General features: G+C 69.2%; 20 protein-coding genes and 1 tRNA gene. 6 read left to right on the top strand and 15 right to left on the bottom strand.

Annotated elements, in window-relative coordinates; translation table 11 throughout:
* Positions 1-61: 61 nt before the first annotated feature.
* Positions 62-877 (bottom strand): hypothetical protein, encoded by an 816-nt coding sequence (locus IQ292_RS13560; RefSeq protein WP_203310849.1) that lies wholly within the window; start codon positions 875-877, stop codon positions 62-64.
* A 71-nt stretch (positions 878-948) separates the two neighbouring features.
* The gene (locus IQ292_RS13555; RefSeq protein WP_203310848.1) at positions 949-2,178 is read right to left on the bottom strand and encodes a S8 family serine peptidase; all 1,230 of its coding nucleotides are present in this window, start codon (positions 2,176-2,178) and stop codon (positions 949-951) included.
* A gap of 78 nt (positions 2,179-2,256) precedes the next feature.
* Here IQ292_RS13555 and IQ292_RS13550 point away from each other — a divergent pair, with 78 nt between their 5' ends.
* Entirely contained in the window at positions 2,257-2,748 is a 492-nt protein-coding gene (locus tag IQ292_RS13550; RefSeq protein ID WP_238941092.1) for an RNA polymerase sigma factor, read from the top strand.
* Positions 2,745-3,407 carry an anti-sigma factor family protein gene (locus IQ292_RS13545; protein ID WP_203310847.1) on the top strand — a complete coding sequence of 221 codons (663 nt, stop codon included), beginning with the start codon at positions 2,745-2,747 and terminating at the stop codon, positions 3,405-3,407. The genes IQ292_RS13550 and IQ292_RS13545 overlap by 4 nt, the downstream gene beginning before the upstream one ends.
* 81 nt (positions 3,408-3,488) lie before the next feature.
* Here IQ292_RS13545 and IQ292_RS13540 read toward each other — a convergent pair whose 3' ends face one another.
* From IQ292_RS13540 to IQ292_RS13520, 5 genes are all read right to left on the bottom strand, one after another.
* A complete protein-coding gene (locus IQ292_RS13540) occupies positions 3,489-4,274 on the bottom strand; it encodes a transporter (RefSeq protein ID WP_203310846.1) in 786 nt (261 codons plus the stop codon).
* A 129-nt stretch (positions 4,275-4,403) separates the two neighbouring features.
* Entirely contained in the window at positions 4,404-4,787 is a 384-nt protein-coding gene (locus tag IQ292_RS13535) for a low affinity iron permease family protein (RefSeq protein ID WP_203310845.1), read from the bottom strand.
* A 29-nt stretch (positions 4,788-4,816) separates the two neighbouring features.
* On the bottom strand, positions 4,817-5,464 hold the full coding sequence (locus IQ292_RS13530; RefSeq protein ID WP_203310844.1) for a general stress protein: 648 nt from the start codon (positions 5,462-5,464) through the stop codon (positions 4,817-4,819).
* Between the two features lie 32 nt (positions 5,465-5,496).
* Positions 5,497-5,802, bottom strand: a complete 306-nt coding sequence (locus IQ292_RS13525) for a hypothetical protein (protein WP_203310843.1) — start codon at positions 5,800-5,802, stop codon at positions 5,497-5,499.
* A gap of 84 nt (positions 5,803-5,886) precedes the next feature.
* Positions 5,887-6,156: a GlsB/YeaQ/YmgE family stress response membrane protein gene (locus IQ292_RS13520; RefSeq protein WP_203310842.1), complete on the bottom strand. Its 270-nt coding sequence runs from the start codon at positions 6,154-6,156 to the stop codon at positions 5,887-5,889.
* 192 nt (positions 6,157-6,348) lie between these two features.
* Here IQ292_RS13520 and IQ292_RS13515 point away from each other — a divergent pair, with 192 nt between their 5' ends.
* On the top strand, positions 6,349-7,821 hold the full coding sequence (locus IQ292_RS13515) for a PAS domain S-box protein (protein WP_338057634.1): 1,473 nt from the start codon (positions 6,349-6,351) through the stop codon (positions 7,819-7,821).
* 231 nt (positions 7,822-8,052) lie between these two features.
* Here the strand turns inward: IQ292_RS13515 and IQ292_RS13510 are convergent.
* Together IQ292_RS13510 and IQ292_RS13505 are read right to left on the bottom strand one after the other, a co-directional pair.
* Positions 8,053-8,127: transfer RNA gene (locus IQ292_RS13510), tRNA-Gln, on the bottom strand.
* Between the two features lie 78 nt (positions 8,128-8,205).
* Positions 8,206-9,300, bottom strand: a complete 1,095-nt coding sequence (locus tag IQ292_RS13505) for a branched-chain amino acid aminotransferase (RefSeq protein ID WP_203311040.1) — start codon at positions 9,298-9,300, stop codon at positions 8,206-8,208.
* 63 nt (positions 9,301-9,363) lie between these two features.
* On the opposite strand from IQ292_RS13505, the gene IQ292_RS13500 reads away from it, so the two are divergent.
* Together IQ292_RS13500 and IQ292_RS13495 are read left to right on the top strand one after the other, a co-directional pair.
* Positions 9,364-9,855 carry a MarR family transcriptional regulator gene (locus tag IQ292_RS13500; protein WP_203310840.1) on the top strand — a complete coding sequence of 164 codons (492 nt, stop codon included), beginning with the start codon at positions 9,364-9,366 and terminating at the stop codon, positions 9,853-9,855.
* Positions 9,856-10,062: 207 nt separating this feature from the next.
* Positions 10,063-11,106, top strand: coding sequence for a sulfite exporter TauE/SafE family protein (locus IQ292_RS13495; RefSeq protein ID WP_203310839.1), 1,044 nt, complete (start codon positions 10,063-10,065; stop codon positions 11,104-11,106).
* 44 nt (positions 11,107-11,150) lie between these two features.
* On the opposite strand, the gene proC is transcribed toward IQ292_RS13495, so the two are convergent.
* From proC to IQ292_RS13470, 5 genes are all read right to left on the bottom strand, one after another.
* Positions 11,151-11,975, bottom strand: a complete 825-nt coding sequence (proC, locus tag IQ292_RS13490; protein ID WP_203310838.1) for a pyrroline-5-carboxylate reductase — start codon at positions 11,973-11,975, stop codon at positions 11,151-11,153.
* Between the two features lie 4 nt (positions 11,976-11,979).
* Positions 11,980-12,489 carry a type III secretion system chaperone family protein gene (locus IQ292_RS13485; protein WP_476749646.1) on the bottom strand — a complete coding sequence of 170 codons (510 nt, stop codon included), beginning with the start codon at positions 12,487-12,489 and terminating at the stop codon, positions 11,980-11,982.
* Positions 12,490-12,575: 86 nt separating this feature from the next.
* Complete coding sequence (locus IQ292_RS13480; RefSeq protein WP_203310836.1) at positions 12,576-12,845, bottom strand: accessory factor UbiK family protein; 270 nt, start codon at positions 12,843-12,845, stop codon at positions 12,576-12,578.
* A 33-nt stretch (positions 12,846-12,878) separates the two neighbouring features.
* Complete coding sequence (locus IQ292_RS13475; protein WP_203311039.1) at positions 12,879-13,397, bottom strand: TspO/MBR family protein; 519 nt, start codon at positions 13,395-13,397, stop codon at positions 12,879-12,881.
* 97 nt (positions 13,398-13,494) lie between these two features.
* Positions 13,495-14,253 (bottom strand): TlyA family RNA methyltransferase, encoded by a 759-nt coding sequence (locus IQ292_RS13470; protein ID WP_203310835.1) that lies wholly within the window; start codon positions 14,251-14,253, stop codon positions 13,495-13,497.
* A 180-nt stretch (positions 14,254-14,433) separates the two neighbouring features.
* Between IQ292_RS13470 and IQ292_RS13465 the strand changes: the two genes are divergently transcribed.
* Positions 14,434-15,105 carry an RBBP9/YdeN family alpha/beta hydrolase gene (locus tag IQ292_RS13465; protein ID WP_203310834.1) on the top strand — a complete coding sequence of 224 codons (672 nt, stop codon included), beginning with the start codon at positions 14,434-14,436 and terminating at the stop codon, positions 15,103-15,105.
* A gap of 4 nt (positions 15,106-15,109) precedes the next feature.
* Here the strand turns inward: IQ292_RS13465 and IQ292_RS13460 are convergent, their stop codons facing one another.
* Positions 15,110-16,189, bottom strand: coding sequence for a LuxR C-terminal-related transcriptional regulator (locus IQ292_RS13460; RefSeq protein ID WP_238941091.1), 1,080 nt, complete (start codon positions 16,187-16,189; stop codon positions 15,110-15,112).
* Positions 16,190-16,192 lie beyond the last annotated feature (3 nt).

Genomic DNA, 16,192 nt, shown 5'->3' with positions numbered 1-16,192 from the left:
CACCGGCCGTCGGCTGTAGACCGACGGCCGGAAAGACCCCCTTACCGTGCGTCGCCCGGGATCACTGCGCCTGCTGATCCTTGGCGCTACGGGCGACCTCGGCCTTGCCCATCTGGGAGACGAGGACATCGCCTGATCCGCTGAAGTTGCCGGCGGGCAGGCTGGCGAGCCGGTTGCCGACGGCGACCGTCACCGCCTCGACCGCGCCGCTTGCCGTGGTGCGAACCGACTGAACCGTTCCGATCACACGCCCGCGCGCGTCGGCGACGTTCATGCCGCGTGTGACGGCGAAACTCCCCGCCCCCTCCGCGGCGGCGCTACCGGCCAGGGCCAACGGCCCGGTGCCAAGTCCACCCGCCACGCTGCCGTTTCCTGCCGCGCCACCGCCGGCCGAGAGCGTCTGTCCGGCTGCCTTCCGGGCGCCATTCACCGCCATGCCACCGACGCTGCGCACCTGCGACACCGCGCCGCGGGTAGCGGCGACGCCGCTGCGCGCCGCGCCTGTCAGCGCATCCGTCCCGACGAGCTGTGCATCCGCCGAGCCGCCCGCGGAGCCGGTCGCGCCGGCGGAGCCGCTGGCCGAACGTCCGCCGAGACCCGTGGCGCCGTGCAGCGCCGATGCTCCCGACGCGTTGCCGGAAGCGCTTGCCCGTCCGCTGCGGGTGTCGACGCTGCGCTGCGCCTGCAGCGAGCCGCTCGACGAGGCCGCGCCGGTGGCGCGTCCCATCGTGTCACCGAGCATTCCGCCGGCGCTGCCGGAGCCCGCACCGCCCAGAGCACCGCCGAGCATGCCGCCACCGGCACCGCCCAGCAGCTGCGCCGAGGCAGGCGCTACGGTCATCAGGCAGAGGGCCGTGCCGATCAGCCACTTGGTCATGTCATTCTCCTTCAGATGTTGCGTGTCTGATCGGAGAACGGATGCGCCGATGCGTTTAATCCCGAAAAAATTCAGCGAGGCTGCGTGCGGCAATCGCCACAGACGATACCGCGTCCATAGCGGGGACCGAGCGGTCGCGCTCCGCGATCGACGGACCCCAGTGCCGCCGCGCGACGGCCGGGATCGGTCGATGGATAGGCTCGGGCAAGCGTCGCGGCGACCAGCGGCGCGGCGAACGATGTCCCGCGTACGGCGATAGCCGCTCCGTCCGCTGCCGACGCCATCATGTCCGCGCCGGGTGCGGCATAATCGAGATGCGTGGCGCGCCCAGCTTCGATGAGAACGCGGTTGCGGGCGTCGACCCCGGTCACCGCGACGACCCCCGGATAGGATGCGGGAAAGCTCGGCGGCGACGCCGGGCCGTCGTTGCCGACGGGCGCCACGATCAGCATGCCCCTGGCCTGCGCCGCCGCGACGACGCGGGCGAGCAGCGGGTTGGCGGGGCCGACGAGACTGACGTTCACGACGGGGACGCCCCGTGCGGCCAGCCACGCCAGCGCCTTGGCGATGGCGGTCGCGTTGCCGCCGGCCGGATCGGCACCGTAAACGTCCGCCACGACGAGCCGGGCTCCCGGTGCGGCGCCACGGATCGGTCCCCTGCCCGCGATCAGCGAGGCCACCGCGCTCCCATGGGCGCTGGGCCTTGGAGCACCGATCGCGAAGCCGCGCTGGTCGGGCGCGTCGGCGACGCCGCCATCGATCACGCCGACTTGAAGCGCGGCCCCGCTCGGGCCGGCCGCACCGGCAGGGACGATGGGCGAGGTCGCGATGGCGCCGCTTTCGACGTGCAATTGATCGGCCGCGACGTCGCTGGCGCCGAGCCTGCGCAGATCGCGGATCGCCGCCGCGAGGCTGCGGCCGGGCGGGACCGCCAGCCGGGTGAAGCGCACGCCGAGAAGGTCCCCGCTCTCGATCTCGCGATATCCTTGCCGGGTCGCGGCGGCGACCAGCGCCGCATCGGGGTCGGTCAGGACCAGCTCGCCGGCGCGCGCCGGAAATCCTTGCGGGTCTTTCGCGATCCGATCGGGGTAGCGCCGGACCAACGCGGCGACACGGTCGATCCGCAAGGCCTCCAGCGCGCGGGCGCCGCGCTCAGGAATGCCTGCGACGGTATCCGCCACCGGACCGAGCGCCGGCGCCAGCTCACCGATACGGGGCATCGTGGGCAGCAGCTGGGCCTCCGCCGTCCCCGTTCCCGTGATCGACGCCGCCGCCAAGAGGGACGCTAGTCTCGCTTTCATCGCCAGGAATATGTCATCATGGGGATGAAACGGCCACCGGCATGCGTTTCATCCGCCAGAAGGGACATCGGAGCGACATTGGCGAGGTTCGAGGACGAATTGCTGGAGATCCTGCCGCGCCTGCGGCGCTTTGCCCGCTCTCTGTCGCGCGACGCCGCGGACGGTGACGATCTGTGCCAGGTGGCGATCGAAAAGGCATTGAACGCGCGCGACCAATGGCAACCGGGAACGAGGATGGACAGCTGGATGTATCGCATCACGCGCAACGCCTGGATCGACCAGGGCCGCGCCCGCACCCGCGCCGCGCAGACCTTCCTGCCCGAAGAGGCCGGGGTCGCGATCGGCGACGACGGTGCCCACGCGATCGAGGCGCGGCTGGAACTGGCCCTGGTCCAGCGCGCGATGGCGGAGTTGCCCGATGAGCAGCGGGAGGCGGTGGCGCTCGTCCTCGTCGAGGGGCTCGCCTACAAGGAAGCGGCCGCCGTGCTCGATGTGCCGATGGGCACGCTGACGTCGCGCCTCGTCCGCGGACGCCAGGCGCTGCTCGCGCGGATGGGAGAAGCGGCATGACGATCGACGATTCGCTGCTGATGGCCTATGCCGATGGCGAGCTTGATCCCATCGCCGCGAAACGGGTCGAACAGGCGATGGCGAACGATCCCGCGCTCGAGCGTCGCGTGGCGGACCATCGCGCGCTGCGCGATCGGATGGCCCGCGCCTTCTCGCCGATCGCGGAGGAGCCGGTGCCCGATCGCCTCGCCGCGCTGCTGACCAATACCGTCGTCGTACTGCCGCCGCGCCGCCCCCGCGTCTCGCCTTGGTGGCCGGCCGGAGCGGTGGCCGCCGGACTGGCGCTCTCCCTCGGACTGGCGGCGCCGTGGCGGCAATCGCCCGGCAGCGCCGATCATGCCGGCGGCGCGCTCGGCGAGGCGCTCGACACGCGCCTCGCGGCGATGGACGGCGATCCTCGGGTGCTGGTGAGCTTCCGTAACCAGCAGGGCGCCTATTGCCGTGTCTTCGCGGGCAGCGCGCGGGATGGCATCGCCTGCCGCGACGGCGAAGGCTGGCGGTTGGTGAGGACCACGCCGGGGAGCCATGCGGCGGGGACCGATTATCGCCAGGCAGCCTCGGGCGACGCGGCCCTGCTGAACGCAGCACAGGCGATGATGGCCGGCGACCCGCTCGATGCCGCCGGCGAGATCAGGGCACGGCAGCGCGGCTGGCGGTGAGCGTCGCCTGACCGGGGCCTGATTCACCTCCATGAAAGCGGGACCGGCATCGCCCCCGATCCAACCCTGACGGATCGTCCTCTAGAGGCGGACGCCGATCCGCATTCCCGCGCTCGCGGCGGGCGCGCTGCGGCTTACCCCGGTGCTGCCCTGCACGCCCAGCGACAGGCGTGACGACAGGTTAGTCTCCAGGCCGACCGCGACGTCCTGCCGGTCTCCCGTCGTCTCGGTGACGCGCGAGGCGTGATCGAAGGAGAGGCTGACCCCGCTCGTCCGCCCGACGCGAAGCGCGACGCCCCCTTTGGCGGTCGTGACATTCTCGAGCCGATAGGTGGCAGGCTGGCCCGTGACGGTATAGCCGAGCGCGGCGAAGGGCGTCACCTTGCCGGGTCGCGCTGCTTCCATCGTCACCGCAAAGTCGGCCTTGCCCGTGCCGAGGCCGCGGGCGGACGACGCCGTCGGCAGCTTGGCGCTGCCCGTCACGGCGAGTGCGACATGATGCCGCCGCGGCTCGACCAACTGGACCGAGGCGCCGACGACGGCGTCGCCAATGCCGCCGCGCCGCACGCGCGTCGCGGGGCGCGCGGGATCGACCAGGATCGGCAGGCCGAGCAGGCCGCCGGTCGAGACGACATTGCCGGGCGCATCGACACGGACGACGGGAAGGCTGGCGAAGGCGCTCACCCGCTTGCGCCTGACGCGCAGTCCGATCGAGGCGCTCGACGTCGTGATCCGCGCCCCAGTGCCATAGCTGCCGCTGCTATGATCTGCGCCGAGCGACGCGATGACCTGCGCCGCCGCCGGCTCGGCGGCACCCAGGCCGACCGCCATCACCGACAGAAAGATGGCTCCAGCGATCCGCTGCATTCATCGTCCCCCAATTCCAACCTTCTCGTGGTGGGAACGACGGGGGTCGTGGCTTTAATCCAACTTGGAACGTGTGACCGGCGCCGCTTCCCCGGCACAGGCTGTATTCGCGCGAGGCGCCCCTCACCCCTATCCTTCGTCGGTCGCGCCACGAAGCGCCAGTTCGTCCTCGGCGGCCTCGCCCGTCCGCCGAAGCGCGTCCAATTCCTCCGTCGACTTCGTCTCGATACCCGCCACCTCGTTGCGGGCACCCTGAATGGCGTAGACCAGCTCGTCGATCTTGAGGTGCAGCGCCTGCTCGGAGCGACGCTGCCCGTTCAGCACCATCTGGGTAAGGGTGATGGACAGTACCGACAGGATCAGGGTCAGTGCGTTCTCGCCGGCCGCGCCCGCCGCCAGAAACCAAATCGCGCAGAAGAGCGCGACCAGAACGATCGAAGCGGGGTGGCCGAACATGTCCGCGCCACGCCCGCAGATGCGGCAGCCCAGGTTGTAGAGTTTACGTCCCACCATCCGCCCTCGGCTGCCGCTATGCCCCCGCCCTAGAGGACGCGGTCGCCGTGCGTCGAGAGGGACGCGCGATCGCGCTCCACCTCGTCGCGCGTATAGGCTGGCGCGGAGGCGTCGAACGCGCTCCACCCTTGCGCGCGATAGGCGGCGCCGCGCGCGCCCGGGTCGACGGAACGATAGGTATCGAGGATCGCCTCCACCTGTCCCGGCGCTGAATCGTCGGTGCGCACGCTGACCAGCGTCCCCCCGCGACGGACGCCTTCCGAATAGACGTTGGCGTCCTCGTCGCTATGGCCCGCGGTCTTGAGCGCGCCGACGATGCTGCCCGTCGCCGCGCCGCCTGCCGCACCGATCCCGGCGCCCGCCGCGGTGGCAGCGAGCCAGCCTGCCGCGACGATCGGGCCGAGGCCGGGAATGGCCAATAGCCCCAGGCCGGCAAGCAGGCCACCGGCCCCGCCCAGGACCGCGCCGGTGGACGTGCCCCGGCTGACGTCGCCATGGTCGTTGACGCCTTCGTGCAAACCGTCGGCGCGCGCGCCATCGCCGATCTGATGGCGGCCGTCGGCATTGTTGGCGACGATGCTGATGTCGTCGCGCGCTACGCCATGGCTCTCGAGCGCCGCGACGGCAGCCTTGGCGTCCGCATAATCGTCATACAGGCGCGTGATCGTCCTGGTCATGATCTGTCTCCTGATTGGCTGTCCGGCCCGCCTCAGCGGGTGGTGATATTGCCCTTGTAATCAAGCATCACGGTCGCCTTGGCGCCGTTCTTGACCGCGGTGCCCTGCCAGACGCCGTTGCGATCCTTGGTCAGGCTGCTGACCCCGCTGAACCCCGCTTTTTCGAGGCGACCGCGTGCCTGCGCCTCGGTGAACGAATTGCGACCCTTCGCCGGCGCCGCCACGTCATGGGCGGTGGGGTGTTTCAACGCCGGGTTGTGCGATCCGTGCGCGCTCTGTGCGGACGCGCCCGCCGCAAGGGACGCCGCGACGAGTGCGGCGATGACGTGCCTGTGCATTGTGACCTCCTTGGTCGTAGGTTGCCGCCCCCCGCCCGCCGCACGCGTCGTGCGGACGGGAACCGGAAGGGAGCGACGGAACGTTCAGCGGACGGTGCCGCGGCGAAAGAGATTGACGATCCCCAGAAGGACCACCGCGCCCAGCAGCGACACGAGGATGGACGGCAGGCTGATGACACCGCTGGTGATGGGCGCGCCGCCGATCAGCGGCGTCAGCAGGAAGCCGGCGAGCATGGCGCCGACGATTCCGACCACCACGTTGAGGAATATCCCCTGCTGACCATCGGTCCGCATGATGATGCTGGCGACCCAGCCGATCAGCCCCCCGACGACGAGTAGAATTACCAAGCCCATGACACCCTCCACGGACGAACCGGCGGAATTGCCGATCATCGTCTCTGCGGGCGCTTAACCGTCTGCGGGACCGTGGCGTTCATTCGGCATCAACAGGTACGCGCGGCGGCATGGTCATTCCGTCACGATGGACTTGGTACTTCCGTCACATCGGAGCCGGAACCCGAAGCGTTGCCGGCGGCTTCATGCCGCATGAGCCAGCGACATCCGCATGCGTCCCACGCGCCCACCCTGCGCCATCTGGAACAGCTGATGGCTGGGCTTACCGTCGGCGTCATCCTCGTCGATCCGTCCGGCGCGATCGTCGGTACCAATGCGGCGGCGCTGGCGATGCATGGCGTGACGCAGGCCGAAGCGCTCGGCGCGACGGCGGACGAGTATTGCCAGCGTTTCTGCCTGCGCTATCGCAACCACCAGCGCCTCGCCCGGCGCGACTATCCGATCATGCGGATGCTGGCGGGCGAGAACTTCCCGGACGTCGTCGTCGAGGTGGCGCCGGTCGGCGTCAACGAACCGCGCTGGACGCATATGGTGCACGACGTCGTGATGGACGTCGACGGCGGCGATCCGGATTATCTGGCGCTCGTCATCCAGGACGTGTCCGAGCGCTACGACGCGGAGGCGCGGTTCGAGGCGATGTTCCAGGCCAATCCCGCCCCGGCCCTGATCCTGCGCCTCTCCGACCAGCGTTTCATCCGGGCGAACTCGGGCTTCGCCGAACTTTGCGGATGCTCGCGGGATTCGATCGAAGGGCGCCACCTTCGCGACCTGGACATCCTGGCCCATACCGAGCGTCATGCGCTAGTCGCCGAGCGGCTGCAGCATGGGCTGACCATTCCGCAGGTCGAGGCGGAATTGCCGTTGCCAGACGGGTCCTCGCGGCTGGTCATCCTGGCCGGTCAGCCGATCGAGGTCGGCGATCAGCGCTGCATGCTCTTCACCTTCGCCGATCTGGAGCCGCGCCGGCTCGCGCAACGCGCACTGGCGTCGAGCGAGCATCGCGCCGCCACGATGTTCCGGCTCGCGCCCGGCGGGATGGTGGTCACCGCCCTGCCCGACCACCGTATCGTCGAGGTCAACGAGGCCTTTTTGCGCCTGACCGGCCGGGGCACGCACGCGTTGATCGGGCGCGATGCGGACGAGATCCAGTTGTGGAACGACGCTTCGCAGCGAGAGGAGGTCGAGCGCGAGCTGGATCAGCGTGGCGGCATACGCACGCTCGACGTCCGGTTGCTGCCGGCCACGGGATCGCCGATCGACTGCCTCGTCTCCGCGGAGGTCATCGACGTGCGCGGCGACCGCTGCGCCCTATGGCTCTACCAGGACGTGACGGAGCGCCGGCATGGCGAGCTCGAACTGGTCGAGGCCATCGATGCGGTGATGAAGGACGCGAGCTGGTTCAGCCGTTCCATCATGGACAAGCTCGCCACCTTGCGCGGCGGTGGTGACGCGGAGCGGCATCCTCCGCTCGATCTCAGCAAGCGAGAGCGGGAGGTGCTCGAGCTGATCTGCCAGGGCGCCGACGACAAGGCGATCGCGGACCGACTCGGACTGACGGGCAACACGGTGCGGAACCATGTGTCGCGGCTGTATGCGAAGATCGGCGTCAACCGGCGCAGCGCGGCGGTGATCTGGGCACGCGAGCGCGGCATCGGCATCCGTTGAACGGCATCGTCCGCCCCGTCGCCCCGGGAGCCCGCCTTCTCGCTTACGTCGAGGCTGCGGCAAGCAAAGGGGCGCTGGTTCGCCCGCCCGAGAACGGGATGACCACGGGATCCGCGTTGCTTCGCCGATGCCGATGCCGCGTGCGCGGATCACTTAGGGGGGGCCGGCAGAAAAGTGCGGAACGCCTGTCAGCGCCGCTCAGCAAAAAACGGCTAACTTAGCGAAAAAGCTTGGCTGGGGCGGCAGGATTCGAACCTGCGTATGACGGTACCAAAAACCGTTGCCTTACCGCTTGGCGACGCCCCAGCAAGAAGGGCGGCCTTATAGCCGCAGCGGCGGGGTTGGGAAGCCCCGCCGTGCGTCTTTATCGCCGCCGGGCCGGGGTCAGCCGAGCCGCTGCACCCAGCCGTGCGCGTCGGTGCCGCGGCCGCGCTGGATCGCCGTCAGCGCGTCGAGCATCCGCTGCGTCGTCTGGCCGGTGCCACCCGAACCGATCGTGAAGTCGCCGTCCGCGCTCTTGACCTGGCCGATCGGCGTCACGACCGCCGCGGTGCCGCAGGCGAAGGCCTCGACCAGCCGCCCGCTCGCCGCGTCGGCGCGCCACTGGTCGATCCCGTACAGCTCCTCGCGCACCGTCATCCCCTGGTCGCGGGCGATGCGGATGATCGAATCGCGGGTGATACCGGGCAGGATCGTACCGGTCAGCGGCGGCGTGACGAGGCTGCCGTCGTCGAAGACGAAGAAGACGTTCATCCCGCCCAGTTCCTCGACCCACCGCCGCTCGACCGCGTCGAGGAACACGACCTGGTCGCATCCCTGCCGGATCGCCTCAGACTGCGCCGCGAGGCTGGCGGCATAATTGCCGCCGCACTTGGCCGCCCCCGTGCCGCCCGGCGCGGCGCGGCTGTAGTCGCGGCTGACCCAGATCGACACGGCGCGTGCGCCGCCCTTCCAATAGGCGCCCACCGACGAGGCGATGACCATGTAGATATATTCGGCCGACGGCTTGACGCCCAGAAAGGCCTCGCTCGCGATCATGAACGGACGCAAGTACAGCGCGCCGCCGTCGATCGTGGGGATCCAGTCGCGCTCCGTCTCCACCAGCTGCCGGCAGCTTTCGAGGAACAGCGCATCCGGCAGTTCGGGCATCGCCAGCCGGCGCGCCGAATCGCGGAAGCGCCGCGCATTGGCGTCGGCCCGGAACAGCGCGACATCGCCGTCGTCGAGGCGATAGGCCTTCAGCCCCTCGAAGATCTCCTGCGCATAATGCAGCACTGCCGTCGACGGGTCGACCGTGAGCGGCGCGCGCGCGGTGATCTGCGCATCGTGCCAGCCGCGCCCCTCCGTGTAGCGGATCAGCGCCATGTGATCGGTGAAGACGCGCCCGAACCCCGGGTCGACGAGGCGCGCCGTCCGCTCGTTCGCCGCGACGGGCGACGGGTTCGGATCGAAGCGGAAAGCGGGCAGGTCAGCGGACATCATCTCTCTTCTTCAGGCTTTCGGGGTTGCAGTCGCGTACGGGCGGTGGCTAAACCGGTCAACATGGCTGCCCCAGCTCCCTCCTCCGCTTCCGCCCAGTTCCTCCGCGAGCCCGAACTCCGTCGCGGCATGGAGCTTCTGTACTTCGGTCACAGTCACCTCACCCGTTCCGTCGATCAGGGTCTCGCCGCGCAAGGATTGGGCCGGGCCCATCACCGTGCGCTCTATTTCATCGCCCGCAAGCCGGACCTGACGGTCAGCGAGCTGCTGGCGCTGCTGGCGATCACCAAACAATCGCTGGGTCGGGTACTGAACGAGCTTACCGATCGCAAGCTGGTCGAATCGCGGCCCGGCGAGCGCGACCGGCGCCAGCGGCTGCTGCGCCTGACGGAGGCTGGTTCGGCGATGGAGGCGGAGCTGTTCGAGGCGGTGCGCACGCGCATGTCCGCCGCCTATCAGGCCGCGGGCCAGGAGGCGGTGTCCGGCTATTGGGCGGTGCTGGAGGGGATGATCCCCGAATCGGATCGTGCCCATGTCGAGGGTCTGCGCGGCTGAGCGCCACGAGCCGCGCGCTGATCTCGACCCTATCAGAAGTCTGACGCGCACCCCCGTCGCCCCCCTCGGCGCGGTTCCATGCCGTGCCACGGCGTATCATAGGGTCTGATCCACGGGCGTGGAAGCGGGACCGGCCGCATTGCAAACGTGCAATGTCCTGCGATCGGCGTTGCGCGCCACCGCGCGGCGTCGCAAGAGCGCGCAGCCATGCTGATCGCGTTTCTCTTCGTCGCCGCCGTCGTCGCCTTCGCGATCAGCACGATCGCCGGCGGCGGTGCCGGGCTCATGCTCATCCCCGTGCTCGCGCTGCTGCTGCCCGGCGTGGAGGTTCCGGCGGCGCTATCGATCGGCTCCGCGACCAGTTCGTTGTCGCGCATCGCGCTGTTCCGCCGCGCGATCCGCTGGGACATCGTGCGCTGGTTCCTGCCTGCCGCTCTGCCTGCGGCCGCGCTCGGCGCGTGGATGCTGAGCCGCTTCGATCCGATGTACGTGAAGCTGATCCTCGGCCTGTTCCTCGTCGCCAATCTGCCGCTGCTGTTCCTTCCGCCGCGTGGCGCGGCCGAAGCCGGCACAAGCGCGGCACGACCGGCGATGCTGCTGTCGCTGGGCGCCGCGGTCGGTTTGCTGTCCGGCTTCACCGGTGCGGTCGGCGTCGCGTTCAATCGGATCTATTTTCGGCTGCGGCTGGAAAAGGCGGAGATCGTGGCGACCCGCGCGATGAACGAAATCCTGCTGCACATCGTCAAGATCGCCCTGTACGCGACCTTCGGCGTGCTGACGACGCGGAGCGTCATCGCCGGGGCCGTCGTCGCGGCCGGCGCGATCGGTGCGTCCTGGATGATGGCCCGTATCCTGCACCGCATCAACGAAACGCTGTTCCGCCGCGCCAGCGCGATGGCGATGGTCGCCGCCGGAACGAGCATGGTCGCGAGCGCCGCCCCGGCGGCACTGGAACGCCAGAAGGCGGGCGTAGCCCTCACCAGCACGGCGGAAGAACGCGAGCTGCAAGCCTATTGGGGGCGTCATGGCTATGGGCTCGCCTGGTCGGCGCGGGACGGCATCGTGCTGGAGAAGCGGCTGTCGCTCGCGCACCTCAAGCCGCGCTACGCCCGTGCGCTGCCGCCGACCCCGTCCGGCGCGCGGATCGTCGCGATCGAGAAGTTCGCGCAGCTCGACCGCGAGGGGCTGGAGATCCAATATGCGCGCGGCAGCACGCGGTGGGAGACGGTGGTGGTGACGGAGCGGGATTAGCGTCGTATGCTTTTGCGTGGCGACGGCGAAGGCCGGAACCTCGGCTATTGGGACCGCGCCTGTTGCGCCATCTCGCGATTGCGCCGCGCGGACGCGGCAAGCGTTTTACCAAGAAGCGAGACCAGTCCGTCGGGTCGGTCAAGTACGTCGAGCCCCGCGCGCGTCGATCCACCGGGGCTGGCGACCCGATCGGCGAGAACATGCGGCGTTTCAGGTGAATCCGCCGCCATGATCGCTGCGCCCTCCAGCGTCGCCAACGCGAGCCGCGCCGCCTGATCCCCGGGCAGGCCGAGCGCCGCGCCCGCCTGCGCCAGCGCATCGGCGAAGCGGAAGACGAATCCCGGCCCGCATCCCGCGAGCGCGGTGACATCGTCGAACTGATCGGCGCGCGCGATCCACTCCACCAGGCCCAGCGGCCGCATCAGCGCTTCCACCGCCGCCCGCGCCGCCGCGTCGGCTCCGTCCGCGTTCAGTGCGACCACGCCCCGCCCGATCGCGACGGGCAGATTGGGCATCGCCCGCACGATCGATCGCGCGCGCGGCATCACAGCGGCGAGCGGGGTATGTTCGACGCCCGCGAGGATCGAGATCAGCACGCGCGGCGCATGGGCGGCGAGCGGGCCATCGCGAAATTGAGCGAGCTGCTGCGGCTTGAACCCCAGCATCACGATGTCGAACGGGGCCGCAGCATCGGCATGCGGCACGCTCGTGACGACCGAGACCCCCTGGGGCATCGCCCGCCCGCTCGGGCTCACGACAGTGACCAGGGACGCTTCCAGTCCCGCATCCAGCCAGCGACGCAGCATGGCGCCGCCCATGTTGCCGCAGCCGACCAGCAGCATCCTGCCATGGGGCAGATCGTGATTCATCGCGTCAGGCTTCGCCCTGGGTCTCGATCAGCGCCGCAGCGAGCGCCTCGCGCGGGCTCTTGCCGCCCCACAGGACGAACTGGAACACGGGATAGAAGCGCTCGCATTCCTCGATCGCCGATTCGACCAGCAGTTCGGCGGCGCCCAGCGACATTGTGCCCTCCTCGTCGCCGTCGATCATCGCCGCGTGGCGATAGAGCAGCACGCCCGACGAGGACCAAAGCTCGAAATGCCCGATCCACAATTGCTCGTTGACCAGACCGATCGCCTCATAGACCGCCACGCGGCGGTCGTCGGTGACCTTGATATCGGGAAAAGCGAGAAACTGCAGGACGCTGTCGTCCTCGCGCCAGAGCGCCCGCAGTTCGTAGGTGGTCCAGCTGCCCTTGACCGTGGCGACGATCTCGTCGTCGTGCCGTTCGTGTTCCCAGCCATGCGCGGCATAATAAGCCTCGAGCATGTCGATCGGGGCGGCGGCGTCCTGGTCGTGGTCGGCGTGGTCGAGCATGGCCATTGCTCCTTATCGCACGAAGAGGCTGCCGCGGCAAAACCGCGACGGCAACCCCGGTCGATAAGGTTGCGGATAAAACTGTGGAAAAGTCAGGCGTCGGTTCCCGTCGCGCCCGACGCCTGCTTCGCCTCGAGCGCGTCGAGCCGCGCCTTGAGCGCGTCGGCCTCGTCGCGCGCGGCGATCGCCATCGCCTTCACCGCATCGAATTCGTCACGGCTCACGAAATCTAAGCCGCCGATCCACTCGCGCGCACGTGCGCGAGCGTTCGATTCCGCCTCCCGGCCGACACCGGCGAGCGTGCCGGCGGCGCCGTTCACGAACTTGACGACATCATCGAACAGGCGGTTTTCGGTCTGCATGCTAGGTTCCGGTACGAATGGGGAAAAGCGTCTTCACAGCATCTGGGACGTGTGCGCCGCCGGCGCAAGGGTTCCGGCATCCGGGTTAAGCTGGCCGATCCGCCAGGTGAGCACCCCGGCAAAGCTGATCCAGACCAGATAGGGCAGGAGCAGCCATGCCGCCGTGACGCGGATGCGCGAGAAAGCGATGGTGGTGGCGATCGCCGCGACCAGCATCAGCACGATGACGAGCAGGGCCGCACCGATCTGGTGCATGCCGAAGAACAGCGGCGTCCAGATCAGGTTGAGCGCGAACTGCACGACGAACAGCCCGATCGCGAGCGGACGCCCGCGCGCACCGCGCGCGTGGAGGATCATCGCGAGCGCGAAACCCATCAGAATGTACAGCGTGGTCCAGGCGACGGGAAAGACCCAGCCGGGCGGCGTCAGCGCGGGCTTTGCGAGCGCCACGTACCAGCCATTCTCCATCCCCGAAGGCACCGCCCGCCCCGATGCGAAGCCGAGCAGCAGGATCAGCGGCACCGTCACCGCCGCCCAGCGCAGGAACGACATTCGAAGTTGATCCTTGGATGCGACGACGTTCACGCGATGCTCCATCCCTTCCGGTCGGCGTCCTGTGCCCTGCGCCGCAGCATCCGTAAAGCGTCCGCTATGAAGATCGTTCCGAAAGCGGTCCGATCCGCCGCGCAGCGACCAGAAATTCCACGTTGCCTTCCGGCCCGGTGATCGGACTGGGCACAACGCCGTCGACCGACCACCCTGCCCCGGACAGCCAGTCGGTGACCGCCGCGCACACCCGCGCGTGAACCGCCGGATCGCGGACGACACCGCCCTTTCCGACCTCCTCGCGTCCAGCCTCGAACTGCGGCTTGATCAGCGCGAGCAGCCGCCCGCCGTCGCGGACGAAGGACAAGGGGCGTTCCAGCACCTTGGCAAGGCCGATAAAGCTCGCGTCGCAAACGACGAGGTCGATCGGCTCCGGCACGTGCGCGTCGGTCAGGATGCGGGCGCTGGTCTGTTCGTGGACGACGACGCGGGGGTCCTGACGCAGCTTCCACGCCAGCTGGTTCGTGCCGCTGTCGACGGCATAGACGCGCGCCGCGCCGCGGGTCAGCAGCACGTCGGTGAAGCCGCCCGTCGACGATCCGACATCGATCGCGACCGCATCCGTCACGTCCCACCCGAAATGGTCGAGGCCGTGCGCGAGCTTGATGCCGCCGCGCGACACCCAGGGATGGTCGCGACCGCGCACGTCGATCGCCGCATCCGGGGCAAGCGCCTGCCCCGGCTTGTCGACCTTGCGATCGCCGACGAAGACGAGGCCCGCCATGATCAGCGCCTGCGCGCGCGTGCGCGATTCGGCGAGGCCGCGATCGACGAGAAGCTGGTCCGCACGGGTCTTTGCCATGCCGCTCGATAGCCGCTCCCCGCGGCCGCATCCACCCGGCGCGAACGGCCCTCCGCTCGGCGCTTCGCTATTGTCCATCGGATTAGTGGGTATAACTTGGCCGTTGATGGGGGGCGTGCCGGACGGCGTCGCTCGAGACGACAGGCCGGACATGCCCTTTCGTATTGGAGGGAGATGGCAATGACTGGTTTCGCGACGTTCGAATCCGCTGGCCCGACGATCCTGACCGTGCCGGGCCTCGGCGGATCGGGTCCCTCGCACTGGCAGACTCTGTGGGAAGAAGCGCGGCCGGATACAATCCGCGTCGAGCTCGGCATGTGGAACACGCCGCACCGCAACGCCTGGGTCACCAAATTGGACCAGGCGATCCGCGCCGCAGAGGCGCCGGTGATCCTCGCCGCGCACAGCCTCGGCTGCCTCGCGGTGGCGTGGTGGGCGGAGCTGAGCCCGCAGCCCTACGGATGGCCGGTGGCCGGCGCGCTGCTCGTCGCCCCGGCGGACGTCGACCGGCCCGACGCGCCCGAGGCGCTGAAGGGCTTCGCCCCTACGCCGCGCACGCCGCTGCCCTTCCCGTCGATCCTCGTCGCCTCGCGCGACGATCCGTGGATCACGATCGACCGCGCGCACAGCCTGGCAGCCAATTGGGGCAGCCATTTCGTCGACGCCGGGCCGCAGGGGCATATCAATGCCGCGAGCGGCCTGGGCTGGTGGCGCGAAGGGCAGGACCTGCTCGACCGTGTCATCGCCGCCAGCAGCGACAGTCGCGGCCACGCCCGCAGCCCCGGAGACGCCCGCGCCGTCCTGGCCATCAACGCCACCGACGCGGCACAGGCGCATTATCTGGGGCGGTGACCGATCAGCGACGGGTGTCGAAGGAGAGCATGGACGGCGTCGCCGAAACGCCGTCCACGCTGGCAAAGTTGCCGAAGCGCTCGGAATTGAAGCCGATCGCATAGGTCCGGCCGGCGACGGCGCTGCAGCGCATTGTGAACGTCCGTCCATCCGGCGATTGTTGCGGCTTCCCGTCACAGTCGGGATAGTCGCCGACGTTGCTGGTCACGAACGAATAGCTGCGTGCCCGCATCGGCCGGTCGAACGTGACACTGAGCGTATAGGGTCCGGCGGGGATCGTCGCGCCCTGCGCGGGGCTGGTCGAGATCATATGCGGCACCGTCGTTGGGATCCGCTTCAGGTAGACGACGAACGGGTCTCCCTTTCCCATCGCCTTGCCGCCGACCGAGAAAACGGAATCACCAAAGCCGAGATCGCGCACGCCCGTCAGCGAGAGCTGCTGCACCGCAAGCAGCGCCGGCCCCGAAGCGGACCCCGGACGCAACCGTCCGGCTACCTCGCACAATTTCGCCGCACACAGGACACGCAGACTGTCGACATTGGCGATGGCACCGAATCTGTTGGCGAGGGCTGCTTCCGCTTCGGTGGCCCAAGCCGAGTCCCGCGTCTCGCGCCGGACCTGCCCATGCAGCGTTGAAACCTGATCGGGATGGTCGACGGCGAGCGACCCGAGCAGCTGATCGGGCATCCCGCCGTTTTCCTTGACCGGATCGTTTTGGATCAACGTGCCGGTCAGAGTGGCCGCGGCGACCAGGCCGATGAGTATCGTCATGACAAGAGGACCCATTCGTAACAGCCCCGTCGCCCGATGCGGCGGGTCTGGCTCGACCTGTCCGGCATCGGGCGGCTGCGCCACCCCGATTTGCTCGTCACGATTTTCTTGGGCAATGAACAGACGCGCGAGCTCGCGACTGCTTGTAGCGCCGGTCTTGCGACGCGCTTCGCGCAGCCGTTCATTGACGGCATTGACCGACAGACCCGTCTCGGCGGCGATGCTCTTGGCGGTATGGCCGGCGGCGAGCCGACGCAGGATATCCTGCTCGGTCGCGGTCAGTGTGGCTAGCCGGTCCCCCTCCGCCGCCATCCA

The organism is Sphingomonas beigongshangi (assembly GCF_016820445.1).
Taxonomy (GTDB): Bacteria; Pseudomonadota; Alphaproteobacteria; order Sphingomonadales; family Sphingomonadaceae; genus Sphingomonas; species Sphingomonas beigongshangi.
The sequence above is the reverse complement of the archived record's forward strand: the minus strand, read 5'-3'. Positions and strand labels throughout refer to the sequence as shown.